This is a genomic window from Streptococcus sp. 2018037 (assembly GCF_019754195.1).
GTDB lineage: Bacteria > Bacillota > Bacilli > Lactobacillales > Streptococcaceae > Streptococcus > Streptococcus hashimotonensis.
In genome coordinates this window covers 83,835-110,135 of the sequence record NZ_JAIJZQ010000003.1, presented here as the reverse complement: position 1 = coordinate 110,135, position 26,301 = coordinate 83,835, and the positions used below count along the sequence as shown (strand labels likewise).

Genomic DNA, 26,301 nt, shown 5'->3' with positions numbered 1-26,301 from the left:
TGGTAACTGCCTAATAACAAGGCATCTATCCAATCACTCCCTCCTCCAGTATACTGTTATAAAAAACAAAACTGGAGGATTTTTTATGTCACACCCCATCGTCCCATTGACTGTTCCCCAATCTCGCCGCTTTGAGAAGAAAGGCAGAAATGATATTCTGATGAAAATTCGTCTCGGAAAAGTGGAAGTCACATTCTTTCAATCTATCAACCAAGAAATATTAGAAACAATCTTGGATAAGGTACTGTTCTATGACAATCCGGCTCAGTGATTTAGGACAAGTTTACTTGGTTTGCGGTTACTTATGTATGAAGTAGTGGTGTGATTTGGTTAAGAGGATTATGCTCACTTAGAATTTCTACCTGCTTGCTTTGAGAGACATGAGTGTAGATTTGTGTCACATTGATGTTACTGTGACCCAGTAAATGTTGTATTTGTCGAATATCGACACCATTATCAAGTAACATAGTTGCAAAACTATGTCGAAACATATGTGGAGTGATATGTTTTTTCAGTTGTAGCGAGTGAGAAATATTTTTCAGAATTAAGCGCACACTTTGTTCTTTAAGATGATCATCGTTTTTCACACCGGTAAATAGATAACTAGAATGACCACAATGATGCGCTATATAGTCTTCAAGTAACGAAAGTGTTTCATCGTTTCCAATATAGAGTAATCGCTCTTTCTTTCCTTTTCCGAGTATTTGAATGGTTCTATTTTCCAAATTGATATTATCAAGTTTTAAATTACATAATTCAGAGATGCGTAGCCCAGTTGATAAAAGTAGCGAGATAAGGAGTAGATTTCGCATAGCTTTCCGCTTAGAATGCCTATTTTTAGAATTTTCTATTTGTTGGTGGGCGAAACAATATATTTTTTGTAAATCTTTCAAGGAAATCGTTTTAGGAAGCTTTTTCTCTTCCTTGTAGTGGAGTCGAAGCTGATGGAAGGGATTTTTTGAAATTAGTTTTTCTTCTTCCAGAAATTTATAGTATGATTTAAGACTAGCAATCTTACGTTTTAGCGTGCTAGTCTTTTTTATATGTTGGTTGAGAAAAGTAAGATAGGACCTAATATCATTGGTCCCAAAGTTATAATACTGATGTAAATCAGATTTGTATGCTCGGATAGTATGAGAACTAAGTCGTCTTTGAATAGCACAAAAGTCAAGATATCTCTGGATAGTGTCGTAATTCATAATATAATCTCCTTAATATGTCGTAATAAAGCTATTATATACGATAATTTATCAATTTACTAATGATAATAAATTGTTATCGGTAGGAAAATGCTATGAATATATGGATTGTTGATAAAATTCTTTCAAAAAAATGTCTATGGGGCATTATTTTTACATGCTGGATTTTTTTTGGAATAATTCTATCAATTTTTGACTCTTCGCTGAAGAATAACTATGTATACGTACTCGGTGTAAATCTTTTGCTATTTGCACAGATTGTAACGTATCATTGCCTAATGAGGAAAGAAGATCTACTTTCATTGTCTATTTCAGGTATTACTATTGATGGATATTCGCTATTTTCGATATGTAACAGATTTGGAACTTATCTACAAAAATGGTATAGTATCATTATTTCTATAGCAATCGGAATTATCTATATCATTTCATTGATTTTGCTAAAAGTATTAATGTGGAATAAAGTTATTACAGTATACGGTAGTATTACTTTAATCTTTACAGTTTTTATTGCAATACAACTATACTTAAAGTATATATTTTACATTCTTACTTTAAGAAAAATTGCAAATCTAGAATTTAGTACATTTACTCCAATTTCTCTTCATAATCCATCTGAGACTACTTGGATTGTTAAATTCACAGACACAATGAGCACTTTTGGTAATTACTTTGGTGTCCTTGGGATTGCTTATACTTTATTATTTTATTTAACAACTCCTTTATCAGCTATATCATTTTCAAATAATAAACTAAATATAAATACGTCTAATGATACTGTATTCATAATAACATGGGGAATTATCGCTATATTAATTGGTTTGGGTTATATATTGTTTGATTATCTATGGAAAAATTATATCAAGATAATTATAAAAAAAATAAAGAGAAATAGACTTTTAGAATATGACAATATCCCGAATCAACAATCACAATTAAATAAAGACTTTATCGATCTCTTTAATTTATATAGAGACACACCTAATTTCCCTGAATTATTCAACGGGCAATACGTAAATCCTCTTGGTTATATTCCAGTTATAATCAACCTGTATAACGTAATAATACCTTTTCTATCACAATAATAACTGAACAAAAACCTAGAAACATTAAGTTGTTTTCTAGGTTTTTAATTGATACTTGCCCTTGTTTTAGCTAAATTTATAGCATAGTCAATAAAGAATGATAAGCGTTGCACATTCATAGTTTCTCCTAAAATATTTAAATTATTCTGTATATCTAATTCAATACAATAAATTTCTTTTTTTATTGAATCCAATATGTTATATTTATTCAATAAATTATCCAGAATAGAGTACCTTCCGCAATCAAGTTCGGATTTTTCTTTATAGTTAAGAGACTGTTCTAAGTATGAGTAACATAAATTTTTTCGCTGCTTGTTAATATCAAAATTCATATTTCCTTTATATTGTATGGAAAATTCAGGATTAAAAAATACTTCACAATCATTCAACAATTGAAACAGATACCCTAATTTATAACCAACTATTTCCAAATATTGATTATTGATAGATTCATTGTAGGATTTCATGCCAATCAATAAACTATTCTGTATCACTTGAGAAGTTTGATTGTCCAAAATTTTTCTAATATCTGCAATAGCTGTCTCATCGTTAATATTTAATTCACTCAATGTTCCTTGGCACATCTTAATAATCATCTGACTAAATAATCTAACAGTAGAATCATCAATATCTGACAGCATTTCTATACACTTTCCTAGTAAAAATACTGATATTATCAAAGCTTCATTAAGAGAATATTGTTGATGAACAGTTGGCATACCATGCCTTTTTTTATCCTGATCAATAATATCGTCAATTATAATAGAAGCCTTATGAATTAATTCGATTGCTGTAGCTGATTGATAAATAGTTTCATTTAACTCATCAGAATATAACGTATACCCATAATATGTTAATAGGGGGCGAAAACGACTTCCTCTTACAATTTGTAGGCTATTATGATATGATTCAGGCAACTCTAGTAACAATGCTTTTATTCTAGAATCAATTTCAAATAAAAAGAGTTTTTCATCCTTATTTAATTCAATTTCAGGCAAATTTTTCATAGTTCTCCTCTACCGATAACAATTTATTATCATTAGTATACCATAATCTACATTTGTTTTATAGATTTTATTAAAATTTTTATAGTAAATATTTTTAGTTTTTTGTTTCCCAAAATGTAATGTAATGTAATGGAGATTGATTTTTCACAAGTAATTGTCATAAAAATCAGAAAATATTTTATAAATATGATAAAATAGAAGTGATACTAGTTTGAGGTAAGGATATGAAATTAAGAAGAAGCGTAGAAAAACTACAGGGTGTGATTCGTGTCCCAGGTGATAAATCAATCAGTCATCGTTCTATTATTTTTGGTTCCCTTGCAAAAGGTGTTACCCGTGTTCACGATATTTTGCGTGGAGAAGATGTCTTGTCAACCATGCAGGTCTTTCGTGATTTGGGTGTGAAAATTGAAGACAATGGTGATATTGTTGAAGTACACGGTGTTGGTTTTGATGGTCTTCAAGCACCCAAAAATGATTTGGATATGGGAAATTCTGGAACTTCGATTCGTTTGATTTCAGGCGTTTTAGCAGGTCAAGATTTTGAGGCGACTATGTTTGGTGATGATTCCTTATCCAAACGTCCTATGGACCGAGTAACTATTCCACTCAGTCAAATGGGAGTAGAGATTTCTGGACAAACTGAACGTGACCTACCTCCGTTGACCATCAAAGGGAATAAGAATTTAAAACCAATTCGCTACCAACTCCCTGTAGCCTCTGCCCAAGTAAAATCAGCTTTGATTTTTGCTGCCTTGCAGGCTGAGGGAGAGTCGGTCATCGTAGAAAAAGAGTTGACTCGAAACCATACAGAAGATATGATTGTCCAGTTTGGTGGACAGTTGGAAGTCAATGGCAAGGAAATCCGCATCCAAGGTGGTCAGGAGTTTATTGCCCAAGAGATTACAGTTCCAGGAGATATTTCAAGTGCTGCCTTTTGGTTGGTTGCTGGCTTAATCGTACCAGGTTCAAAAATTGTCCTTGAAAATGTGGGAATCAATAAAACTCGGACTGGTATTTTAGATGTCATTAAAGCTATGGGCGGTAAAATGACTCTTTCTAACATAGATGAACTTGCAAAATCTGCTACCATTACAGTTGAAACGTCGGAATTGAAGGCTACGGAGATTGCAGGCGAATTGATTCCTCGTTTGATTGATGAGTTGCCAATTATTACCTTACTAGCGACTCAAGCACATGGAACAACGATTATTCGTGATGCTGAGGAGTTGAAAGTTAAAGAAACAGATCGTATTCAGGTTGTTGCAGATGCTCTAAATAGTATGGGAGCAACTATTGAACCAACAGAAGATGGTATGATTATTCACGGACCAACTGCTTTACATGGTACTGAAATCAATACATTTGGTGACCACCGTATCGGTATGATGACTGCCATTGCCGCCTTGTTGGCCAAAGATGGAGAAGTTGTATTGGAAAGAGCAGAAGCTATCAATACTAGCTATCCTGCCTTCTTTGAACACTTAAATAGTTTGATGGATTAGGAGAACGTATGCCAATCGTTTTACTTGGATTTATGGGAGTTGGAAAAACAACAACAGCACATTTGTTAAATCTCCCCGTTTACGATATGGACCATATCATTGAAGAACGGATTGGTATGCCTATTGCTGACTATTTCAATCTTGAAGGAGAGGCTTCGTTTAGACAACTGGAGACAGAGGTGTTGAAAGAATTGCTGGACTTACCTAGTAATTGTATCGTGTCAACTGGTGGTGGTGTGATTAAATCTGAAGTAAACAGAGAATTGCTGTCGGCAAATAGGGAGGACAATGTACTTCTTACTGCCTCCTTTGAAGTTTCCTATCAGAGAATTCGTAAGGATAGACAATCGCAAAGACCTCTCTTTTTACAGTGTAGTAAGGAAGAGTTTGAAGCCCTCTATCGTGAACGAATGGCACTTTATCAAGGTTTAGCCGATACTGTAATCGATACAGATAAACTGAATCCAGAACAAGTAGCAAGGAAAATTTTATGCAAGTAGCCTATCTAGGACCTCGTGGTTCTTTTACACATCAAGTGGCCCAGCAGGCCTTTCCGACTGCGGATTTGCAGGCTTTTGAAACGATTACAGAGGTTATCAAGGCCTACGAAACGGGGGAAGTTACCTATTCCGTTATTCCAGTAGAGAACTCGATTGAAGGTAGTGTTCATGAAACGATTGACTATCTCTTTCATCAGGCGGAGATTCATGCGGTTGCAGAGATTGTTCAACCGATTGCCCAACAACTGTTAGCCACGAGTGCTGATAAGGCTGTAGAGGTTATCTATTCTCATCCGCAGGCAATTGCTCAGGGGAAGAAATATATTCAGGAGCATTTTCCTCAGGCTCGTATTGAAATAACAGCTAGTACAGCCTATGCTGCTCGCTTTGTGGCAGAACACCCTGAACAACCATTTGCGGCAATTGCTCCGCAAGCGGCAGCTGTTGAATATGGACTGGAGGTAATTGCGCAAGACATCCAGGAAATTAGCGAGAATTTTACACGCTTTTGGATTTTGGGGGATAAGGCTCCGTCTATTGCCCTGGAACAAGTAGCTAAAAAAGTCAGTCTTGCACTGACATTGCCAGATAACCTGCCAGGAGCCTTGTATAAGGCTATGTCTGTTTTCTCATGGAGAGGAATCAGCTTAACAAAAATAGAAAGCCGACCCCTGAAAACGGCTTTGGGTGAGTATTTTTTCATACTGGATCTTGACAATCAGTCTGAGGAATTATTAGCCTATTCTCAAAAAGAATTGACTAGTTTAGACATAACCTATAAAGTACTAGGGAATTACCTGGTCTATATGACCAGCTAGGATGAAGACAGATGAATAAAAACAATAATATCCTAACCCATCATGAACAATTGAGGTTAGATTATTTGCAAAAAAATATCCACTACTTAAATGACAAAGAAAGTCGTGAGTTGGATTATCTATTATATAAAAAAGAGCTGAGAGAACGGCATGGAAGTCCAAGGCAATCTCTACGTAGCTTCATACCAACGGCTTACGAAGATGACTTCGAGGAAGATTATTTTGAAGAGGATGATGAGCAAGAGGAACTGTTGCCTCGCTATCCTGAACGTAGATCCAGAAAAACAAGACAAGCCAAACCTCAACGGTTTCAGTCTCCTCGTATCGAGCCCAAAGCGAAAGTACCTAAACCTAAAAAAGCTCGTAAAAAGGGTGGTTTCAAGCGCTTTATTAGTTTCGTATTGCTTGCTATAGCGCTAGTGATTGTAGCGATGGGCTATAGTTTTTTCAAAGGTATGAATAGCGTGAGTGAGAAGCCAGTAGCTGAGGTCTTCAACGGCGTAGATACATCGAATGGGACAAATATTTTAATTTTGGGAACAGACGGTCGTGTTGGCGAAAGTTCCGGTGAAACTCGAACGGATACCATCATGGTTCTAAATGTGAATAACACGGATAACAAAGTCAAACTTGTTAGCTTTATGCGGGATACCTTGGTGGATATTGAGGGATATGAATATAAACTCAATACTGCCTATACTTTGGGAGAACAGGATAATCAGCAAGGGGCTGAAGAAGTTCGGAAGGCGTTGAAGAATAATTTTGACATCGATGTCAAGTACTATGCGATGGTGGATTTTGCAACATTTGCGACAACGATTGATACACTTTTCCCTGAGGGCGTAACGATTGATGCACAGTTTTCAACTATTAATGGTGAAGTCGTTAGCTCAGTAGAAGTGCCGAATGATTTACAGCTGGAAGAAAATGCTCCTGCTTATCAAACGATTCAGGTCGGTGTACAGCAGATGGATGGTAAGACATTGCTTAACTACGCGCGCTATCGTTCGGATGATGAAGGTGATTTTGGTCGTACGAGACGTCAACAGGAAGTGTTATCTGCTGTTATGACACAGGCTAAAAATCCAATGAAACTATTCTCTGGCTCCGAAGCTATAGGTAAGGTTGTGGCGATGACTCCGACAACAGTGCCACAAAGCTTTATGTGGCTACAGGGACCAGGCCTTCTATTGGATGCGGCAAATGGTATCGAACGTGTTACAATCCCAGAAAATGGAGACTGGATTGACGACTATGATATGTATGGTGGTATGGCTCTTCGTGTTGATTTTGAAAAATACCAGCAGCGCTTGGCTGAGTTAGGCTTGCGTTAAGAAATATGGTATACTAGAAGTGACTTCGGTCACTTTTTTAGTGGTCCAAAAATAGAAAGTAGAATTATGTTAAAGAAAAACGATATTGTCGAAGTAGAAATTGTAGACTTGACCCATGAGGGGCAGGGTGTGGCAAAAATTGATGGTTTTGTCTTCTTTGTAGACAATGCTCTTCCAGGCGAGAAAATTTCCATGCGCATCTTAAAACTTAAGAAAAATATTGGTTTTGGTAAGGTGGAGCAATGGCAGAGCTTCTCACAAGACCGTAATCAGGACTTGGATTTGACCTATCTAAGAACAGGTATTGCTGACTTGGGGCATCTCACTTATCCAGCCCAACTAGCTTTTAAGAAAAAACAAGTTGAGAATAATCTACGTAAGATTGCAGGTCTGCCAGAAATAGTAGTAGCAGATACTTTGGGAATGGACAATCCTCTTGCTTATCGCAATAAGGCAGCTATTCCTGTTCGTCGTGTGAATGGGCAGTTAGAAACAGGCTTCTTCCGAAAAAATTCACATGATTTAGTTCCGATTGAGGATTTTTACATTCAACATAAGGAAATTGATGCCTTGGTTCTAGCGACACGTAACCTGTTGAGAAAATTAGACTTGAAGCCTTACGATGAAAAAGAACAGACAGGACTTGTGAGAAATATCGTTGTTCGCCGTGGTCATTATTCAGGTCAGTTGATGCTAGTTTTAGTTACGACTCGTCCGAAGATTTTCCGTGTTGAAACCCTTGTTGAGTGTTTGACAAGCCAATTTCCAAATCTTGTTTCTATCGTTCAGAATATTAATGACCAGAATACCAATGCTATATTCGGTCAAGAATTCCGTCTTTTGCATGGCAGTGAAACTATTACAGATACCATGTTGGGCAATGAATTTGAAATTTCTGCACCGTCTTTCTATCAAGTCAACACAGAAATGGCTGAAAAACTCTATCAGACCGCCATTGACTTTGCAGAATTGTCAGCAGATGATGTCGTGATTGATGCCTATTCAGGTATTGGGACAATTGGCCTCTCCTTTGCAAAACAAGTTAAGCATGTTTACGGTGTAGAAGTCGTTGAAAAGGCTGTCCTTGATAGTCAGAAGAATGCTGCTCGAAATGGCATTGACAATGTTACCTATGTCTGTGATAGTGCAGAATCCGCTATGCAAAAATGGGTGGCAGATGGAGTCAAACCAACTGTGATTTTTGTCGACCCACCACGAAAAGGTTTGACAGAAAGTTTTATCAAAGCAAGTACTTCTGTAAAACCAGAGAAAATCGTCTATATCTCTTGTAATGTGGCAACCATGGCGCGTGATATTAAACTTTATGAGGAATTGGGGTACAAATTGACGAAGGTACAGCCGACTGATTTATTTCCAAATACGCATCACGTCGAGTGTGTCGCACTGCTCGTAAAAGCCTAGAAACCTTGGAACGAAAGGGATAATGAAAAGCCTTTGTTGCAAGGCTTTTTGCTTTATGGTGGGTAAGTATCAGAGTGAGAAAATTTTTGGAATGAGTAGAAGTGATAGCTAGAAATTATCAGTTTCTATTTCCATTTACCCTGTGGGTACGTGTTTGTTTCCATTGACAAGGAGTTTGTGGGAATAGAAATGTACCCACCTTGTTTGAATCAAGTGAAGTGTAGTTGAAGGAAATCTGTTGAAAGCAATACTTCATTTTACCGAATAAGTAATAATTTAGGCAACTTCAAATCGATTAAAAAAAACTATTTTAAAGGTTAAGAGTAGACAAAAATTGTCCACTCTTTTTTGTAAACTCAATTTATCAATAAATGAAATGAGGGAATGTAAAATGAAATATTTTGAGGTTGAGTTAGAAAATCCTGATGAATTTTTAAAACTACAAACAGAAGATTTTGTGAAAGCTAATCGCTTGCTACTAAGGAAGATAATCCAGAGCGTTACAGTCTATGAAGAACACTTCGTCATATCCTTTAAATCTGGCATCGAATTGGAAGTATGAGACTCATTCCATAACTTTTATATTGAACATATCATCTTGTTGTGTTATACTATAAATTGAAGTTAAATTAGATGCTAAAAATTTGTAATTAAGAAGGAGGGATTCGTCATGTTGGTATTCCAAATGCGTAATGTAGATAAAACATCTACTGTTTTGAAACAGACTAAAAACAGTGATTACACAGATAAATAAATACGTTAGATTAATTCCTACCAGTGACTAATCTTATGACTTTTTAAACAGATAACTAAAATTACAAACAAATCATTTAACTTCTGTATTTATTTACAGATGTAATCACTTCAGGAGTGATTACATGAACAAAAATATAAAATATTCTCAAAACTTTTTAACGAGTGAAAAAGTACTCAACCAAATAATAAAACAATTGAATTTAAAAGAAACCGATACCGTTTACGAAATTGGAACAGGTAAAGGGCATTTAACGACGAAACTGGCTAAAATAAGTAAACAGGTAACGTCTATTGAATTAGACAGTCATCTATTCAACTTATCGTCAGAAAAATTAAAACTGAACACTCGTGTCACTTTAATTCACCAAGATATTCTACAGTTTCAATTCCCTAACAAACAGAGGTATAAAATTGTTGGGAATATTCCTTACCATTTAAGCACACAAATTATTAAAAAAGTGGTTTTTGAAAGCCATGCGTCTGACATCTATCTGATTGTTGAAGAAGGATTCTACAAGCGTACCTTGGATATTCACCGAACACTAGGGTTGCTCTTGCACACTCAAGTCTCGATTCAGCAATTGCTTAAGCTGCCAGCGGAATGCTTTCATCCTAAACCAAAAGTAAACAGTGTCTTAATAAAACTTACCCGCCATACCACAGATGTTCCAGATAAATATTGGAAGCTATATACGTACTTTGTTTCAAAATGGGTCAATCGAGAATATCGTCAACTGTTTACTAAAAATCAGTTTCATCAAGCAATGAAACACGCCAAAGTAAACAATTTAAGTACCGTTACTTATGAGCAAGTATTGTCTATTTTTAATAGTTATCTATTATTTAACGGGAGGAAATAATTCTATGAGTCGCTTTTGTAAATTTGGAAAGTTACACGTTACTAAAGGGAATGTAGATAAATTATTAGGTATACTACTGACAGCTTCCAAGGAGCTAAAGAGGTCCCTAGCGCCTACGGGGAATTTGTATCGATAAGGGGTACAAATTCCCACTAAGCGCTCGGGACCCCTTGTAGGAAAATGTCCTAAGTGTGGCAACAATATTGTATTAAAAAAATCGTTTTATGGTTGTTCAAATTATCCTGAATGTACCTTCACTTTAGCTGAACATTTTAGAAAGAAAAAACTCACCAAAACAAATGTAAAAGAATTACTAGAGGGAAAAGAAACCCTGGTAAAAGGAATCAAAACGAAAGATAGAAAGTCCTACAATGCCAAGGTAATGAAGTAATTAAAGATTAAAGGAGCTAATATTTTATGATAGGACCAGATAAGAAAAAACTTTATCCAAATGAAAATATAAAGACGGTTTGTTTTATAAGCAATCTACCTAAAAGACCCAATGTGGAGATTGGGGAATATACCTATTATAGCGATAATAAAAAAACACCGGAGAAATTTTATGATAATATAGAGCACCATTACGAATTTCTAGGGGATAAACTTATAATAGGAAAGTTCTGTGCAATTGCAGAGGGTGTTAAGTTTATTATGAATGGTGCAAATCATAGAATGGATGGAATTACAACCTATCCCTTTAATATCTTTGGCCATGGATGGGAAAAGGTGACTCCTACAATTGAACAACTTCCTTTTAAGGGAGATACAGTGATTGGCAATGATGTATGGATAGGTCAAAATGTTACCATTATGCCGGGTATTAAAATTGGTGATGGTGCGATTATTGCCGCTAATTCAACAGTAGTGAAAAGTGTTGAGCCATATACAATATATGGTGGGAATCCAGCTAAGTTTATCAAAAAACGCTTTAGTGACGAAAAGATTGAATTCTTGCTAAAGCTACAATGGTGGAACTGGAGCGAAGAGGAAATATTTAATAATCTTGAAATGTTAACATCCAAAGCAGGGTTAGAGCAATTCATGAAAAATTCCTAGACTTGGGGCCTTTCTACCACGGCACAAAAGGGAACTTAAATCTAGGGGGTGCTGGAATCTCGATTTAGCTCTAATTATTGCGAGCTAAAGAAGGCAAGCTTCATCTTTAGCTTTGATTGGAACAATAGACATTATATTATTAGGAGAAATAGCTTTGAGATTTATCACTTATAGATTTAATTTGAACGGAGGGATTACATGGTAAGTAAAACTGATGCCATTGAGATAATAACATATGCTGAAGAAAATGATATTAACATTTGGATAGATGGTGGTTGGGGAGTAGATGCTCTATTAGAAGAAGAAACAAGAGTACACAACGATATTGATTTATTTGTGGAAGAAAGTAATGGTAAAAAGTTTATTGAAATATTAAAAGAATATGGCTTTGCTGAAGTTATCGAAGCATATACCACCACATCTCATACGGTTTATAAGGATAGTAAAGGTAGGATAATTGATCTTCATATATTTAAATTCAACGAACAAGGATACATTGTTTTTGAGGGAGAAGCATATCCTCCAGAAGTCTTTAGCGGCATTGGGAAAATAGGCGATAAAACGGTAAGATGTATCGATGCTGAAAATCAAGTGTTATTTCATCTGGGCTATGAGCATGATGAAAATGATATGCATGATGTAAAACTATTGTGCGAGAGATTTAATATTCCTGTACCGAGTGAATACAAGTAACTGACAAATTCCGATTTAATTAGAATTTAGAGGAGGAAAAGATACGGCACGTTCTATTAAAGATTCCCTTTCTGGATTTGGAAGTGAACTGTTGGAACGAATAAGAGAAGATAGCAATGCAAGGCTAGATGAAGCTGACTTTGAAGAAAGAGTCATTGGGATTTATGCCTTAGCGAAGCAAAGGAATTTTTGCAGCAAGAAAGATACACTGAAGAAAAGTAAAGGATTCCTGTTGTAAACATCCCAAAGATAAATTTAGTTTAACGATACTAATTACATGTAAGGGAATCGACAATACTGTGCACAGATTGTCGGATGGATAAATGCATCCTCTGATAATATTGATGATGAAAGGAGGTTGTTTGATGGATTCTTTAAGAAGTATGAATAATGCATTGGAGTATATTGAAGAGCACTTAACAGAGGAAATTGATTATATTGAAGTATCTAAAATCGCATATTGTTCAGAGTATCATTTCAAGCGGATGTTTTCTTTTTTAGCAGGCATAAGTTTATCAGAATATATTCGGAGAAGAAGACTGACGTTGGCTGCACTTGATTTGAAAGATAGGGATTTGAGAATAATTGATGTAGCCGTCAAATATGGCTATAATTCGGCTGATTCATTTTCCCGTGCTTTTCATTCTCTGCATGGCATTCTCCCTTCTGAGGCAAGGAGTGAGAATACACAATTAAAAGCTTATCCTCGAATGACCTTTCAATTATCAATTAAAGGAGGATGCGAAATGAACTATCGTATTGTTGAGAAAGGACCTTTTAAGTTAGTAGGATTTAAGAAGAGAGTTCCAATTATTTTTGAAGGTGTCAATCCAGAGATTGCAAAAATGACTGAACTTTTAACCATGGATGTTATTAATCAATTAAAAGCAATTTCAAATGTAGAACCTACAGGTATTATTAGTGCTTCCACTAATTTTTCAGAAGGTAGAATGGAAGAGAAAGGAGAATTAGATCATTACATCGGGGTAGCAACATCAAGTAATGAAACTGCAGATTTTGATGTATTAAAAATTGATGCTAGTACCTGGGCTGTATTTGAATCGATTGGACCATTTCCGGAAACACTTCAAAATGTGTGGGGTAGGATATACTCAGAGTGGTTTCCATCTTCAGGATACGAGGCGGTTGAAGGTCCTGAAATTTTATGGAATGAGAGTCCAGACACTGGAAATCCAAAGTATCGAAGCGAAATCTGGATTCCAGTAAAGAAAAAAGACTATTGATTACATTAATGTTTATTATTGAGGGCGCTCCTAGTAAGAGTGCCCTTTTCGTAAACGGTACGATTGGTGGATATGTTCCCGTCTACCGATAGTGCCAAAAACGCAGTGGATATGTTTCCGAGAACGGACACACTTATATGACATTCATTCTGTCCTCTCGAGCCACGTCGAGTGTGTATTATTGATGTCAAGGGTTAAGGTAAATACGATGTTTTAGGGATCATACAGAGGATTCTGATAATAGATATAGGAATCTATTACAAATTAGAATCATTTGACCTGACAGCGATTAACCAAATTGCTACAGAGTTGGATGATGAGAATAGAAAAAACCTTGTTGTACCTCCCGGAGCGTGGGGTGATTGGGTTAATGGCGGAGGATGGATAGTTATAAACGGGTATCATGTTGACTTGATTTTACGTGATATAAAACGGGTGGAACAAATAATCAAAGATACGGAGCAAGGAATTGTTACTACCAATTATCAGACTGGGCATCCCCATGGTTATATAAGTACTATGTATCGTGGAGAATTGGCGATCAGCAATATACAATATGCTAAGAATGAAAGCTTATGCGAATTAAAAAATCAGGCAGAAATATACCCTGGTGCTCTAAAGAAGAGCTTGATAAACTTTTTTATATTTGAAGCAGAGTTCTCTTTAATGTTTGTAAAAGCGAATGCGGGAGCAGAGGATAAATATTATATTGCAGGCCATGTTTTTCGTATTAATTCATGCTTAAATCAAGTACTATTTGCATGCAATAATGCTAATTGCATTAACGAAAAGAAAGCTATAAAACTGCTTGAAACTTTTGAATATAAACCTGAAAAATATGCCGAAAGGGTTAATCATATTTTTGAAGTACTCGGTCTTTCACTTTTTGAATGCTACGATATGACCGAGAAGCTTTATAAAGAAGTGAAAAAAATTGCAACGGAGATAAATAACTTTTTAAACGAGGGGAATTCAGATGAAAGAAAACAAATATGATGATAATATATTTTTTCAAAAATACAGTCAAATGAGTCGCTCACAGCAGGGATTAGCCGGTGCAGGAGAATGGGAAACATTGAGAAAACTGCTGCCGGATTTTAAAGATAAGCGTGTGCTTGATTTAGGATGCGGCTATGGATGGCACTGTATTTATGCGATGGAACACGGTGCTTCTTCTGTTGTAGGTGTTGATATTTCTCATAAAATGCTCGAGGTAGCCAAAGAAAAAACACATTTTCCACAGGTTGAATATAAATGCTGTGCTATAGAAGATGTGGAATTCCCAGAGGAGAGTTTTGATGTAATATTAAGTTCACTTGCATTTCACTATGTAGCAGACTATGAGAATTTAATAAAAAAGATATATAGGATGCTGAAGGCTGGTGGCAATTTAGTTTTTACAGTTGAACATCCTGTTTTTACTGCTCATGGAACACAAGACTGGTATTATAACGAAAAAGGAGAAATACTGCATTTCCCGGTGGACAATTATTATTATGAGGGCAAACGGACAGCTATGTTTTTGGAAGAAAAGGTTACAAAATATCATAGAACACTGACCACATATCTAAATACACTGCTTTCAAATAGTTTTATAATAAATCAGATTGTGGAGCCACAGCCGCCAGAGAACATGATGGATATTCCGGGGATGGCGGATGAAATGCGACGCCCAATGATGCTGATTGTATCGGCAAAAAAGAAGATGTAATAATATAGAAAAAATAAACGAGGAGTATGTAAATGAGATCAGAAAAAGAAATGATGGATTTAGTACTTTCTTTAGCAGAACAGGATGAACGTATTCGAATTGTGACCCTTGAGGGGTCACGCGCAAATATTAATATACCTAAAGATGAATTTCAGGATTATGATATTACATATTTTGTAAGTGATATAGAACCGTTTATATCTAATGATGACTGGCTTAATCAATTTGGGAATATAATAATGATGCAAAAGCCGGAGGATATGGAATTATTCCCACCTGAAGAAAAGGGATTTTCCTATCTTATGCTATTTGATGATTACAATAAAATTGATCTTACCTTATTGCCCTTGGAAGAGTTAGATAATTACCTAAAGGGCGATAAATTAATAAAGGTTCTAATTGATAAAGATTGTAGAATTAAAAGGGACATAGTTCCGACTGATATAGATTATCATGTAAGAAAGCCAAGCGCAAGGGAGTATGATGATTGCTGCAATGAATTTTGGAATGTAACACCTTATGTTATTAAAGGATTGTGCCGCAAAGAGATACTGTTTGCAATCGATCATCTGAACCAGATTCTACGGTTTGAACTACTTAGGATGATGTCGTGGAAGGTTGGGATAAAGACAGAATTTTCATTAAGTGTTGGGAAAAATTATAAGTATATTAACAAATACATTGATGAAGATCTATGGAATAGATTATTATCTACATATCGCATGGATTCCTATGAAAATATTTGGAAGTCATTATTTATATGCCACCAATTGTTCAGGGAAGTGTCCAAAGAGGTAGCAGAACTACTGGGGTTTGATTATCCAGAGTATGGTAAGAACATAACAAGATATACCGAGGACATGTATAAAAAATATGTTGAAAATGACTATTTTTAAAGATTAGCAAAGATTATTAACCATAAGCAAGGGGTGTAAATGTATGGAAAGTACTGATGTTATAAATGAAATTAGAGGTATATTACCTCGTAACTCAATTGGAAAATATAGATATGATGATAATGCCACAAATGTTAAGGCAATGAAATATTTAATTGAGCATTACTTTGATAATTTCAAAGTAGATAGTATTGAAATAATCGGTAGTGGTTATGATAGTGTGGCATATTTAGTTAATAATGAATACATTTTTAAAACAAAATTTAGTACTAATAAGAAAAAAGGTTATGCAAAAGAAAAAGCAATATATAATTTTTTAAATACAAATTTAGAAACTAATGTAAAAATTCCTAATATTGAATATTCGTATATTAGTGATGAATTATCTATACTAGGTTATAAAGAAATTAAAGGAACTTTTTTAACACCAGAAATTTATTCTACTATGTCAGAAGAAGAACAAAATTTGTTAAAACGAGATATTGCCAGTTTTTTAAGACAAATGCACGGTTTAGATTATACAGATATTAGTGAATGTACTATTGATAATAAACAAAATGTATTAGAAGAGTATATATTGTTGCGTGAAACTATTTATAATGATTTAACTGATATAGAAAAAGATTATATAGAAAGTTTTATGGAAAGACTAAATGCAACAACAGTTTTTGAGGGTAAAAAGTGTTTATGCCATAATGATTTTAGTTGTAATCATCTATTGTTAGATGGCAATAATAGATTAACTGGAATAATTGATTTTGGAGATTCTGGAATTATAGATGAATATTGTGATTTTATATACTTACTTGAAGATAGTGAAGAAGAAATAGGAACAAATTTTGGAGAAGATATATTAAGAATGTATGGAAATATAGATATTGAGAAAGCAAAAGAATATCAAGATATAGTTGAAGAATATTATCCTATTGAAACTATTGTTTATGGAATTAAAAATATTAAACAGGAATTTATCGAAAATGGTAGAAAAGAAATTTATAAAAGGACTTATAAAGATTGATTATATAATATATGAAAAGCTATTATAAAAGACATTAGTATTAAATAGTTTAAAAAAATGAAAAATAATAAAGGAAGTGAGTCAAGTCCAGACTCCTGTGTAAAATGCTATACAATGTTTTTACCATTTCTACTTATCAAAATTGATGTATTTTCTTGAAGAATAAATCCATTCATCATGTAGGTCCATAAGAACGGCTCCAATTAAGCGATTGGCTGATGTTTGATTGGGGAAGATGCGAATAATCTTTTCTCTTCTGCGTACTTCTTGATTCAGTCGTTCAATTAGATTGGTACTCTTTAGTCGATTGTGGGAATTTCCTTGTACGGTATATTGAAAGGCGTCTTCGAATCCATCATCCAATGATGCGCAAGCTTTTGAATATTTTGGTTGATCGATATAATCATGAATCAATCGATTTTTAGCCTCACGCGCTAAGTTAATATCTGTGAACTTAAAAATTCCTTTAACAGCTTCTCTGAAAGATTTTGAATTTTTTTTAGGAATGGTGGTAAAGATATTTCTTAGGAAGTGAACTTGGCATCTTTGCCAACTTACGTTGGTGAAGGATTTTCTAATGGCAGAGACTAATCCGGTTCTGTTGCAAAGTTTTAAATCTACTATCAAATAAGGTAGAATAATAGAAAAAGATAGCAGGAGGAATGACGATGAATCATTTTAAAGGAAAGCAATTTCAGCAGGATGTGATTATTGTAGCCGTGGGCTACTATCTTCGTTATAACCTTAGCTATCGTGAAGTTCAAGAAATCTTATATGATCGTGGCATTAACGTTTCTCATACGACGATTTATCGTTGGGTGCAAGAATATGGCAAACTACTCTATCAAATTTGGAAAAAGAAAAATAAAAAATCCTTTTATTCATGGAAAATGGATGAAACGTACATCAAAATTAAAGTAAAATGGCATTATTTGTATCGAGCCATCGATGCAGATGGTTTAACCTTGGATATTTGGTTACGTAAAAAACGGGACACACAAGCAGCCTATGCTTTTCTTAAGCGGTTAGTGAAGCAGTTTGATGAACCGAAGGTTGTAGTCACAGATAAAGCCCCCTCTATTACAAGTGCCTTTAAGAAACTAAAAGAATACGGCTTTTATCAAGGGACAGAACATCGTACCATTAAATACCTGAATAATTTGATTGAACAAGACCATCGTCCAGTAAAGAGACGCAATAAATTCTATCGAAGTTTACGCACTGCCTCTACCACGATTAAAGGCATGGAAGCCATCCGAGGATTATATAAGAAAACCCGAAAAGAAGGCACTCTCTTCGGGTTTTCGGTCTGTACTGAAATCAAGGTATTATTGGGAATCCCAGCTTAAATCATAGATACCGTAAGGGATTTTATTCTTTATTTAAAACTTTGCAACAGAACCCTTTTGTTCCATGAGAAGGTTGTGAGTTAGCTCATCGACCTTCTTTTTGTTTGTCTTGTTGAGTTGTTTGTAGAGGGTGAGGTGGGGATGTTCTTCTTGAAGGTTACTTGCTTCTATATGGAGGACTTGAGCCAGTTCTTTGAGGTGTTTCTTATTAGGGACAGTTTTGCCTGTCTCCCAAGCAGACAGTGTGGCTCTTGTGACCCCTAGTTCGTTTGCGATAGCTGTTTGGGATAGATGATTGGTTAATCGATATTCTTTTAACTTACTGGCAGAAAACATTTTCTCACCCCTTTTGTCATTTTATAGATTGACAAAATTATATCATAGTGTATAATATAAAGCAAGAGTAAAGAGTAGGTATGTTTGTAATTCAAATCTCGATAGCACTATGTTTTAGGAGAACAGGATATGGCGTTTAATTCATTCGAAAAATTGCTTCAATCAAACTATTATAACGATATTTTCAAAGCAGTAGATAATTATATTTACCACCACCGTTCCTATATATCGGTCAAGTCACATACTGTTGAAGACCCAAACTTTAAGAAGTTGGATGATTTTGCGATAAAGAAAGTCTTGTCTCGTAAAGTTAGAGACGGAATAATTGTTTCTGAACTTCAGGTCATTGCTTCTCTTGAAATTAAGGGGCAGACGAAGTATGGCTATGAAATAGATAGTGCCAATCTGTGGTTAAGAATGACGGTTGAGTATGAGTTGAATGAAGGAATACATAATTTTACAGTTCTTCAGGTTAATCCCTTTGATCCAAAAGATTATGATAATAGTGAATTAGGTCTTAGTCCAGAATTTGTTCCATACATTAAAGCTAAGGATATGGATGAGATTGCGGAAGGAATTTTGAAGCAATATTACCCTCAAGCACTAGAAGCTCCCATGGCTTTGCCGATTGATGGCTATCTTGCCAATATCGGATTGACTAAGATGGAGGGTAAGTTAACAGAGGATAGTTCCATTTTTGGAGAGATGGTCTTCAAAGATACAGAAGTTCTATTTTATGATGAGGATACTCCAGAATCAAGACTCGTGAAGAAAAAGACTATTTTAGTAGATCCCGAAGTTATCTGCTTGCGTAATCAAGGGAGTTATAATAATACAATAGTCCATGAATCAGTTCACTGGTTGCTCCATCGTCATCATAATGAGTATAAAATGCTATTTGATCAGAATCATAAACGAAGTAGTAGTCTAAGAGATAACACTATCTCTAGTTCATCAGAGTGGAGAGACTATGACTGGATGGAGTGGCAGGCAAATGGAATTGCTGCTAGAATTCTGATGCCTAAGTCCATGACAAGGCAAAAGGTCAATCAACTCTTTACAGACTACTCCTTAAAATATGCTAGTGATGAGAAATTAACCATGTTTGAAAGAATCATAGATGACCTCGCAGAATTCTTTCAGGTCTCTCGCCTAGCGGCTAAAATTCGGTTACAACAATTGGGCTATCATGAATTTGAAGGCATTTATAATTTCGTTGGAGATGAATATCTACGAAGCTATGGTTGTGAACTTAAAGCTATGACTGAAAACAAAAGCTTCACTATTGCCTTTCCCAACGCTTGTCTGTTGAGTTGGAAGAATGAACAGTTTAGGAAGTTGATGGATTCAGGTCGATATGTTTATGTGGATAACCATTTTTGCTTGAATGATCCTCAATATGTGAACATGGTGGAGTACGGTATTTACGAAATGACAGACTATGCATACAAACATATGGATGAGTGTTGCCTATTGTTTGATATTTTCTATAAGACAGATAAAAATAAGTCTATATCGATCACTATCTTTAATGAGTATGTGATGTATCGTGGAAAATCGACGGTTGAAATAGAGGTGGATTTCTCTGAGTTCACCAATATTGTTAATGGTTCAATAATTCTAGATAGTGGACGAATATTTGAAGAGGTAGTCAGAATCAATGATGAGATGCCGAGTGGCTTTTGTGCCATGCTTATCTACCATCGTACACGCAAAAACATCACTCAAGAAGATCTTGCTGAGGCATCAGGTGTTAGTTTATCTACTATTCAGCGTTTTGAAACTCAAAGAGATGCGAGTAGGAAACTGGAAAAGATGATGGGGATTACTCTTGGAATGAAGCTATATCCTGACTTTAGCTTTAAGTTGATTGAAAAGAGTGGTACAACATTTAGAGATGAGATGCCGACTCATTGTGCTTATAAGATGTTGCTGAGATATTACTATCATTTGGGAGCTTATGAATGCAACCAGAAGTTGATAGAGATGAAGATTCCTGAATTTTGGGAAAAATAATTTTAACGACACCCTTCAAATTTTGAGGGGTGTTTTTTTGTTTGTTATGCGTGTATTTGAGAGTGGAGGTCATCAAGTTAAGTATGTGAAAGGAAGTTTCAAAAACACTGATTTTAACGATTTTATTGAATGAGGGAAGCTGTTCTACCCCTCATTTTTTGCTGTGTACCATTTCGTTCAATGGTACTATACTAGACTTATCAAGAACACCTTCTGTCAATACGGAGTCATGACGATGACCATAATTTCAGATGTAGAGATGGTGGGAAACTATTTCAGCTTGTGAAATTGGCTGACCGATAACATAGAGGAAAGTAACTATGCGGTCAAGAATATTTTTTGCATGCCTTGATTTGTCATGTGTGCTTTCGGTATTAACTGGAAAGCCAATCAATCATGACAATCAATGTCAACTTTTTCAACTACTGCCAAGCTCAATCTTCATCAACTGGAGTACATCCAACTGAAAGTGAAGTACTAGCACCTATGTTTGTACAGGATTACTACATGACTTCACATCATTCAGGTTTGCTACGTGGCACGTTTCGTCAATGTCGTATCATGGGTATTTCAATACTAACTGCCTTTGTTCCAGTCGCAGAAGAGGACTATGAACAGATGGTCTGGTGGTATAACAACTCAGTTAATGATTATCTCAAAGATTTTCGTAAGCCGAGTAAAAATGCCCCTAAAGTTTCATCCTGGGAAGCATTCACAGAGAAACAAGATTTACCAGTTATTGATGATGGGATTGAGCTTTATCTATTCATGGATCAATTTGAGTTTTTGAAATCAAAACTTGCAGAATCAAACTTTCAAGCACCAGAAATTTTGGAAATGCTATTTGATGGTTATGAGAATAAGGAAATCTTTGAAAAACTAGGAGTTCAGAAATCTGCAGGCTATAAAAAAGTCAATAATACTAAGAAAGAAGGGTTTGAGCTTTACAAAGAATTAAATAAATAACAGAATCGCCATCTCAATTATGAGGTGGCGATTTTTTGCTAATCTTTCTGATAGAATATGCATTCGTATCCATCGGCACGAAGGTTAATATCAGACATCCAGTCTGGTGCAATCCCCATTAATAATGCAATCTCATCAAGTTTTTGTTCCATTGGGCATTCGATTATTACTTCATCATGTACATGTCCTACAATTTTAAACTCTTTCAGTTGTTTCAAAGAGTATGCAAGAATGTCACGGCTGATAGCTTGTACAATGTTCTCCACAAATTTTGGACCATAACTTTCTAACCTCTCCCAACGTTTAGCAGTTCCAGTTCCCTCATAAGTGACGGACTCTCCACCGAACTGGTTCTCTCCAATTCTTGGTTTAATATATGCTAATTTACGACCAGATGGGAGTGTAATGAATAGAATGCCACTTCTTACTTCAAATTGAATACCGTGAGTAGATGTTGGAATTTGTTCCTTTACAGCAGTCTTTACAGCATTATCGACATCCCACCATAAGAGAACGATATTGGGATTTGCTTGTCGCCAAGAGTTCACTAGTGGTTGGAGTTCTTCCTCCGATAGTCCCATATCAATTGCTCCCATGGCTTTGAGTGCACCGACTGAACCACCATATCCGCAAGCAAGTTCCGCAATTTTCCCTTTTTGTCTCAATTCAGAATTTTGTCCGTGTTTTTCAACTGGTACTCCAAACATCTGAGAAGCGGACATACAGTAGATGTCTTTTCCCAGTTCAAATACCTTACTACGCCATCTCTCCCCTGCCAAGTGGGACAGGATTCGAGCTTCGATAGCTGAAAAGTCGCAAACAATGAATTTCTTTCCTTTACTAGGGACAAAGGTCGTTCGGATAAGTTGAGATAAGGTATCTTGTGTGTCGTAGAGTAGCTCAGTAGCTTCTAAGTCACCTGTTCTGAAAAGTTCTCTAGCTTCCTCTAGGTCAGGAAGATGGTTCTGTGGTAAATTCTGAAGTTGCACTAAGCGTCCAGCCCAGCGCCCTGTTCGATTGGCTCCATAGAATTGAAACATCCCTCTAGCACGTCCATCCCTACAGATACAGTTCATCATGGCTTGGTATTTGGAGACACTAGATTTGGCAGCTTGCTGACGAAGTTTGAGAACTTGAGCTGTTTTTTCATCAACCGTTTTGAGTAATTCTTTCACAGCTTTTTTGTCTAGAGAATTGGTAGTTACTCCATGTTCACGTAGCCAGTCAATCATCTGCAGAACAGAGTTGGGATTCTCAAGGTCAGTTAATGCTTTTAGTTCCTCTTGGATTTTAACTTTGCTCTCTGCATCCATTTTGATTGCGGCTTTTACAAAGTCAACATCTATGCCAATACCTCGGTCGTTGATAATCTGATCCTGGAGGTACTCATTCCAAACAAAATCAGGTACTGGGAAGTTTTTCAGTCGTTCCTTGATGGCCAATTCGACCTCAACATCACGTCTGTTGTAATCGATAAAGGTAGCCCACTTGTCAGGCGCGTGATGAGGAAAGTTGCGAACTCGTCCCCCATTGACTTTGGTTGGCTTACAAGGTACGCAGAAGTAGCGAATGAGGTCAGTACCCTCACTCATCTTTTGGTCTTTGAGTTTGAGAACTGTTCCAACTCCTTCAAGGGAGAGGGGAAGTCCTAAATAGGCTGACCAAATCATGCTACATCTCCATGAAACTGGAGATAAAAATCTATCTAATAATAAATCAGGATGATATTTCTTGAGCCAGTTTGATAGACAAATTCGCTCAAACGAAGCGTTGAATGCCCATTTGATGACTCTATCGTCTATTAAAGCTTCAAGAATGTCTTGTGGTAATTTCTCCTTAGTTAAGTCGTAAACAGTCACTGGTCCATTATTGACAGATACTGCAAACAGAAGGAGTTCAAAACTGTCATCTTCCGCATAGCGATAGACACCAGATTTTCGTAAGTCAATTTCACAATAAGTTTCGAGGTCTATACTAATCTCTTTAATTGGCATAGTTTGTCCTTTCTGAAAAAGGTGACAGAAGTACTGCCACCTAAAGTTCTATTTATTTATTCTACTGAGTGGTGTTTGGCTAAGTTTTTCTTTATTTTGCTTTGCCTTTCGTTCCATTTCATTTCGAATATCATCTCTAATGGTCATATACCCGAAATATAGTCCGATAAGCACCCAGAGTCCCATAATAGTACAAGTTAAAATAGTATACATCATCAATCTCATTCTCTCTTTCTAGTTCAAAAAGTCATCATCTTCTTCTGTCGCAAAATCATCCTCGGCACGAGTGCGTCCTCCGAGTGGTTCACCATCACGCAATTTTTGCAAGTTATTCAAACCGCAAGCAATACCTTTATTGCCATTGGAATTAAATGCGTAGAAGGTGATAGAAGCACGTCCGTAGATGCCTGAATACAATTCTGATGTATCAATGATTTCTTGACGATTTCCGTCAACCACACCAGGTTTGTGTGGAGAGTTAGCATTTACGAAGTAAGCATTTTTGTATGCCTCATCATCCGGGCGTTCAAGGTCACCATCACGAAGTGGAGTTTTCAGAGTAGATAATGCAGGTACCGATTTGCCATTGCCTTTGAGTTTTGACTCACCTTCTTTGTATGCTTGCTCAATGGCGGCCTTGATTTTGTTAATGGTTACAGTATCCTCTTTTGGGATGATGAGTGAGGCACTGTACTTAGGAGTGCTACCGTTAATCGACTTTGGCTCATTGGCATTTAAGTAGCTGAAGCGAGTGTTTGGTCCTGTAATTACTTTAGTTGTCATATAGTTAATCCTCTTTAAATTCATTTTTTGCTAGGTTCATCTCTTGACGGCTATCGTCAATTGGAACGAGTATTGGTTTACCACTTGGTTTTATTACGAGACCACCAAGTAGGTCGTTAAAAGTTTTCTTGCCAAGTAACTTAGTCATGGCAGTGATAGTGAGCAGTTTCTTCTCATAAGGGTCATAGCCTGCTTCAATCACTGCTTGGCTAACGGCTGACTCATCTGAGAATTTACGAACAGAGCGACCTTCAACCAGTTTGTATCCTGGGATAGGGTGTCCATCTGTGGCTTGATTTAAAGCATAAGCTTTGATGTCGTTTGCCCATGAAATCAACAGGTCTACTTTAGGCAAAATCTCTGCAATATCCTCGTTATCAAGGGTAGCTGGATTCGCAAACTCCATCTTGGCAAGTGCCAAATTATCCTCAGCACGTTTGCGACAGACATTCTTGAGTTTACAGAATTGGCAGTGTTTACCAGACTGCATCTCCCCCTCACCTTTGAATGCAAGTTCAGCTTTTGGAGCGAGTTCGTTTTCTGCCCATTCAAGCAACTCAGCTTTTTCCATCTCAAAGGTGGAGATGTTGTTCTTGCGTGGTTGAAAGATAGTCATGGTAACTTTTTCAAAATCATAAAGTCCATCAAACATCTCAAGAGCACCTAGGGCATAACACATCATTTGTGGGTTATGGTCTGCATCAACTAGAACACCAAGTCCGTGCTTATAATCAATAACCTGAAGAAGTCCATCTGCCACAATAAGGCAATCTCCAGTTCCAAATCCTTCAGGTACCCACTTAGAAAAGTCCAGTCGTTGTTCGATAAGAACTGTAGGGTCACGAGAGTAGCCTCTGGCTTTCTCAACTTGCTCCATGACATAGTTGCGGTATTCTTCTGCGCAATTCTGCATGTCATCGTTGTAAAATGCCAAATCCTCAGTTGGATCACGCGCATTCCTACCTAAAGCTTTCTCGACTAGATAAGCACATAACTCGTGAGCATCCGTACCTTCAAGGGCAAACTCAGAGTTTACATCTGGCATATCTTCTGTTAACCGAATGGAAGGTGGGCAGTTCAACCAACGATGTGATGCAGAAGCAGATAGAATGGCGTGGTTAGTCATTACCAATCCCTCCAGCTTCTTCAAGGACTGCCGCAAAGTGTTTAGGGTCAAGAGCTGATAGAGAAGAAGCACCGTATGCATTTAGAAGAGCACGAACCTCATTCTTAAAGCCATCTTTTGCCTTTGTTGCAAGGACTGCACGGACATCCTCCAATTGAATTTCCTTTTGTAGTTCATTTTTTGGTGGATTTGATTTAGGTACTGTTTCATCATCAGTAGATAGGAGTTTTTTGAACTCATCCACCAATCGAAGGTAGTACTTTGCAGTTTCTTCCATATCATGAATTAGTCTATTCAGTTCTTTCATTTTGCTCATTGTTTTCTTCCTCCATAATTTTTCTAGCGAGTAGTTTTGAGATGACGCTGATAGCGATGAGAGTATCAGCTACGTCTTCATCAGGTTTGATGTATGGTTCGTTTACCATATTTGGACCTCCTATCTTACTAAGTAAGGATTTTATTAAATTTTCCACTTTGCAAGAGATTTTTTTAGACATATCTCTTACACATTACTAAGTAGAACCAAGTGATGTTTTTCCGTTAGATTTGAAAAAATTTTTGAATATCAAAAAAAGTTTCCTGTGCAATTAATAGGAAACTTCTTTTTTTTTGAATAATTTTTTCTGA

At 36.2% G+C, this 26,301-nt stretch carries 26 protein-coding genes and 5 pseudogenes; 22 read left to right on the top strand and 9 right to left on the bottom strand.

The genetic code is table 11. The features are described 5' to 3' along the window. Positions 1 to 85: 85 nt before the first annotated feature. Positions 86 to 271, top strand: coding sequence for a hypothetical protein (locus K5Q29_RS02155; protein ID WP_105139271.1), 186 nt, complete (start codon positions 86 to 88; stop codon positions 269 to 271). A gap of 31 nt (positions 272 to 302) precedes the next feature. On the opposite strand, the gene K5Q29_RS02150 is transcribed toward K5Q29_RS02155, so the two are convergent. Then, entirely contained in the window at positions 303 to 1,199 is an 897-nt protein-coding gene (locus K5Q29_RS02150) for a tyrosine-type recombinase/integrase (protein WP_105139270.1), read from the bottom strand. A gap of 278 nt (positions 1,200 to 1,477) precedes the next feature. Here K5Q29_RS02150 and K5Q29_RS02145 point away from each other — a divergent pair, with 278 nt between their 5' ends. Beyond that, positions 1,478 to 2,284: a hypothetical protein gene (locus K5Q29_RS02145; RefSeq protein WP_239515161.1), complete on the top strand. Its 807-nt coding sequence runs from the start codon at positions 1,478 to 1,480 to the stop codon at positions 2,282 to 2,284. Between the two features lie 44 nt (positions 2,285 to 2,328). On the opposite strand, the gene K5Q29_RS02140 is transcribed toward K5Q29_RS02145, so the two are convergent. Further along, positions 2,329 to 3,291 carry a polyprenyl synthetase family protein gene (locus K5Q29_RS02140; RefSeq protein ID WP_044761477.1) on the bottom strand — a complete coding sequence of 321 codons (963 nt, stop codon included), beginning with the start codon at positions 3,289 to 3,291 and terminating at the stop codon, positions 2,329 to 2,331. Between the two features lie 224 nt (positions 3,292 to 3,515). Between K5Q29_RS02140 and aroA the strand changes: the two genes are divergently transcribed. The 17 genes and pseudogenes from aroA to aph(2'')-Ia form a co-directional block, all read left to right on the top strand. Further along, positions 3,516 to 4,796: a 3-phosphoshikimate 1-carboxyvinyltransferase gene (gene aroA, locus K5Q29_RS02135; RefSeq protein WP_105139397.1), complete on the top strand. Its 1,281-nt coding sequence runs from the start codon at positions 3,516 to 3,518 to the stop codon at positions 4,794 to 4,796. Between the two features lie 8 nt (positions 4,797 to 4,804). Next, positions 4,805 to 5,296 carry a shikimate kinase gene (locus K5Q29_RS02130; protein ID WP_105139398.1) on the top strand — a complete coding sequence of 164 codons (492 nt, stop codon included), beginning with the start codon at positions 4,805 to 4,807 and terminating at the stop codon, positions 5,294 to 5,296. Further along, positions 5,287 to 6,114 carry a prephenate dehydratase gene (gene pheA, locus K5Q29_RS02125; RefSeq protein ID WP_002941297.1) on the top strand — a complete coding sequence of 276 codons (828 nt, stop codon included), beginning with the start codon at positions 5,287 to 5,289 and terminating at the stop codon, positions 6,112 to 6,114. The genes K5Q29_RS02130 and pheA overlap by 10 nt, the downstream gene beginning before the upstream one ends. Positions 6,115 to 6,125: 11 nt before the next feature. Continuing rightward, positions 6,126 to 7,448: an LCP family protein gene (locus K5Q29_RS02120; protein ID WP_221876898.1), complete on the top strand. Its 1,323-nt coding sequence runs from the start codon at positions 6,126 to 6,128 to the stop codon at positions 7,446 to 7,448. Between the two features lie 66 nt (positions 7,449 to 7,514). Continuing rightward, the gene (gene rlmD, locus K5Q29_RS02115; protein WP_205032517.1) at positions 7,515 to 8,870 is read left to right on the top strand and encodes a 23S rRNA (uracil(1939)-C(5))-methyltransferase RlmD; all 1,356 of its coding nucleotides are present in this window, start codon (positions 7,515 to 7,517) and stop codon (positions 8,868 to 8,870) included. A 391-nt stretch (positions 8,871 to 9,261) separates the two neighbouring features. After that, positions 9,262 to 9,432, top strand: a complete 171-nt coding sequence (locus tag K5Q29_RS02110; protein ID WP_002941306.1) for a hypothetical protein — start codon at positions 9,262 to 9,264, stop codon at positions 9,430 to 9,432. Positions 9,433 to 9,540: 108 nt separating this feature from the next. After that, positions 9,541 to 9,624 (top strand): 23S rRNA methyltransferase attenuation leader peptide, encoded by an 84-nt coding sequence (locus K5Q29_RS02105; RefSeq protein WP_001865637.1) that lies wholly within the window; start codon positions 9,541 to 9,543, stop codon positions 9,622 to 9,624. 124 nt (positions 9,625 to 9,748) lie between these two features. After that, entirely contained in the window at positions 9,749 to 10,486 is a 738-nt protein-coding gene (gene erm(B), locus K5Q29_RS02100; RefSeq protein WP_002321849.1) for a 23S rRNA (adenine(2058)-N(6))-methyltransferase Erm(B), read from the top strand. A gap of 169 nt (positions 10,487 to 10,655) precedes the next feature. Then, positions 10,656 to 10,877: pseudogene (locus K5Q29_RS02095) on the top strand (topoisomerase DNA-binding C4 zinc finger domain-containing protein); the annotation flags it as partial. 26 nt (positions 10,878 to 10,903) lie between these two features. Beyond that, positions 10,904 to 11,542, top strand: coding sequence for a Vat family streptogramin A O-acetyltransferase (locus K5Q29_RS02090; protein WP_024411463.1), 639 nt, complete (start codon positions 10,904 to 10,906; stop codon positions 11,540 to 11,542). 198 nt (positions 11,543 to 11,740) lie between these two features. Further along, a complete protein-coding gene (locus K5Q29_RS02085) occupies positions 11,741 to 12,235 on the top strand; it encodes a nucleotidyltransferase domain-containing protein (protein ID WP_024411462.1) in 495 nt (164 codons plus the stop codon). Between the two features lie 365 nt (positions 12,236 to 12,600). Continuing rightward, positions 12,601 to 13,479 carry an AraC family transcriptional regulator gene (locus K5Q29_RS02080; protein ID WP_024411461.1) on the top strand — a complete coding sequence of 293 codons (879 nt, stop codon included), beginning with the start codon at positions 12,601 to 12,603 and terminating at the stop codon, positions 13,477 to 13,479. 221 nt (positions 13,480 to 13,700) lie between these two features. After that, positions 13,701 to 14,475: pseudogene (locus K5Q29_RS02075) on the top strand (nucleotidyltransferase domain-containing protein); the annotation flags it as partial. Continuing rightward, entirely contained in the window at positions 14,456 to 15,190 is a 735-nt protein-coding gene (locus tag K5Q29_RS02070) for a bifunctional 2-polyprenyl-6-hydroxyphenol methylase/3-demethylubiquinol 3-O-methyltransferase UbiG (protein ID WP_024411460.1), read from the top strand. The pseudogene K5Q29_RS02075 and the gene K5Q29_RS02070, both read left to right, overlap by 20 nt. Positions 15,191 to 15,222: 32 nt before the next feature. Further along, positions 15,223 to 16,086: an aminoglycoside nucleotidyltransferase ANT(6)-Ia gene (locus K5Q29_RS02065; RefSeq protein WP_002294505.1), complete on the top strand. Its 864-nt coding sequence runs from the start codon at positions 15,223 to 15,225 to the stop codon at positions 16,084 to 16,086. 43 nt (positions 16,087 to 16,129) lie between these two features. Continuing rightward, positions 16,130 to 16,195: pseudogene (locus tag K5Q29_RS10830) on the top strand (adenine phosphoribosyltransferase); the annotation flags it as partial. Continuing rightward, a pseudogene (gene aph(2'')-Ia / locus K5Q29_RS02055) lies at positions 16,190 to 17,104 on the top strand (aminoglycoside O-phosphotransferase APH(2'')-Ia); the annotation flags it as partial. The pseudogenes K5Q29_RS10830 and aph(2'')-Ia, both read left to right, overlap by 6 nt. A 129-nt stretch (positions 17,105 to 17,233) precedes the next feature. Here the strand turns inward: aph(2'')-Ia and K5Q29_RS02050 are convergent. Beyond that, positions 17,234 to 17,698 (bottom strand): annotated as a pseudogene (locus tag K5Q29_RS02050) (transposase); the annotation flags it as partial. Between the two features lie 74 nt (positions 17,699 to 17,772). Between K5Q29_RS02050 and K5Q29_RS02045 the strand changes: the two are divergent. Beyond that, positions 17,773 to 18,453, top strand: a complete 681-nt coding sequence (locus K5Q29_RS02045) for an IS6-like element IS1216 family transposase (protein ID WP_029180466.1) — start codon at positions 17,773 to 17,775, stop codon at positions 18,451 to 18,453. A gap of 33 nt (positions 18,454 to 18,486) precedes the next feature. Here the strand turns inward: K5Q29_RS02045 and K5Q29_RS02040 are convergent, their stop codons facing one another. Further along, positions 18,487 to 18,789: a helix-turn-helix transcriptional regulator gene (locus K5Q29_RS02040; protein WP_029743928.1), complete on the bottom strand. Its 303-nt coding sequence runs from the start codon at positions 18,787 to 18,789 to the stop codon at positions 18,487 to 18,489. Positions 18,790 to 18,918: 129 nt separating this feature from the next. Here K5Q29_RS02040 and K5Q29_RS02035 point away from each other — a divergent pair, with 129 nt between their 5' ends. Then, positions 18,919 to 20,805, top strand: coding sequence for an XRE family transcriptional regulator (locus tag K5Q29_RS02035; RefSeq protein WP_024376919.1), 1,887 nt, complete (start codon positions 18,919 to 18,921; stop codon positions 20,803 to 20,805). 396 nt (positions 20,806 to 21,201) lie between these two features. Further along, positions 21,202 to 21,771, top strand: a complete 570-nt coding sequence (locus K5Q29_RS02030) for a hypothetical protein (RefSeq protein WP_024376920.1) — start codon at positions 21,202 to 21,204, stop codon at positions 21,769 to 21,771. A 38-nt stretch (positions 21,772 to 21,809) separates the two neighbouring features. Here the strand turns inward: K5Q29_RS02030 and K5Q29_RS02025 are convergent, their stop codons facing one another. The 5 genes from K5Q29_RS02025 to K5Q29_RS10635 all read right to left on the bottom strand — a co-directional run bounded on the left by K5Q29_RS02025 (position 21,810) and on the right by K5Q29_RS10635 (position 26,099). Beyond that, positions 21,810 to 23,765 (bottom strand): DNA polymerase, encoded by a 1,956-nt coding sequence (locus K5Q29_RS02025; protein WP_221876896.1) that lies wholly within the window; start codon positions 23,763 to 23,765, stop codon positions 21,810 to 21,812. A 234-nt stretch (positions 23,766 to 23,999) separates the two neighbouring features. Further along, positions 24,000 to 24,548, bottom strand: a complete 549-nt coding sequence (locus K5Q29_RS02020) for a DUF2815 family protein (RefSeq protein WP_014638136.1) — start codon at positions 24,546 to 24,548, stop codon at positions 24,000 to 24,002. A gap of 4 nt (positions 24,549 to 24,552) precedes the next feature. Continuing rightward, positions 24,553 to 25,674 (bottom strand): DUF2800 domain-containing protein, encoded by a 1,122-nt coding sequence (locus K5Q29_RS02015; protein ID WP_221876894.1) that lies wholly within the window; start codon positions 25,672 to 25,674, stop codon positions 24,553 to 24,555. Beyond that, entirely contained in the window at positions 25,667 to 25,990 is a 324-nt protein-coding gene (locus K5Q29_RS02010; RefSeq protein ID WP_024411456.1) for a hypothetical protein, read from the bottom strand. Before K5Q29_RS02010 ends, K5Q29_RS02015 begins: the two co-directional genes overlap by 8 nt. Next, entirely contained in the window at positions 25,965 to 26,099 is a 135-nt protein-coding gene (locus K5Q29_RS10635; protein ID WP_014636320.1) for a hypothetical protein, read from the bottom strand. Before K5Q29_RS10635 ends, K5Q29_RS02010 begins: the two co-directional genes overlap by 26 nt. Between the last annotated feature and the right edge of the window lie 202 nt (positions 26,100 to 26,301).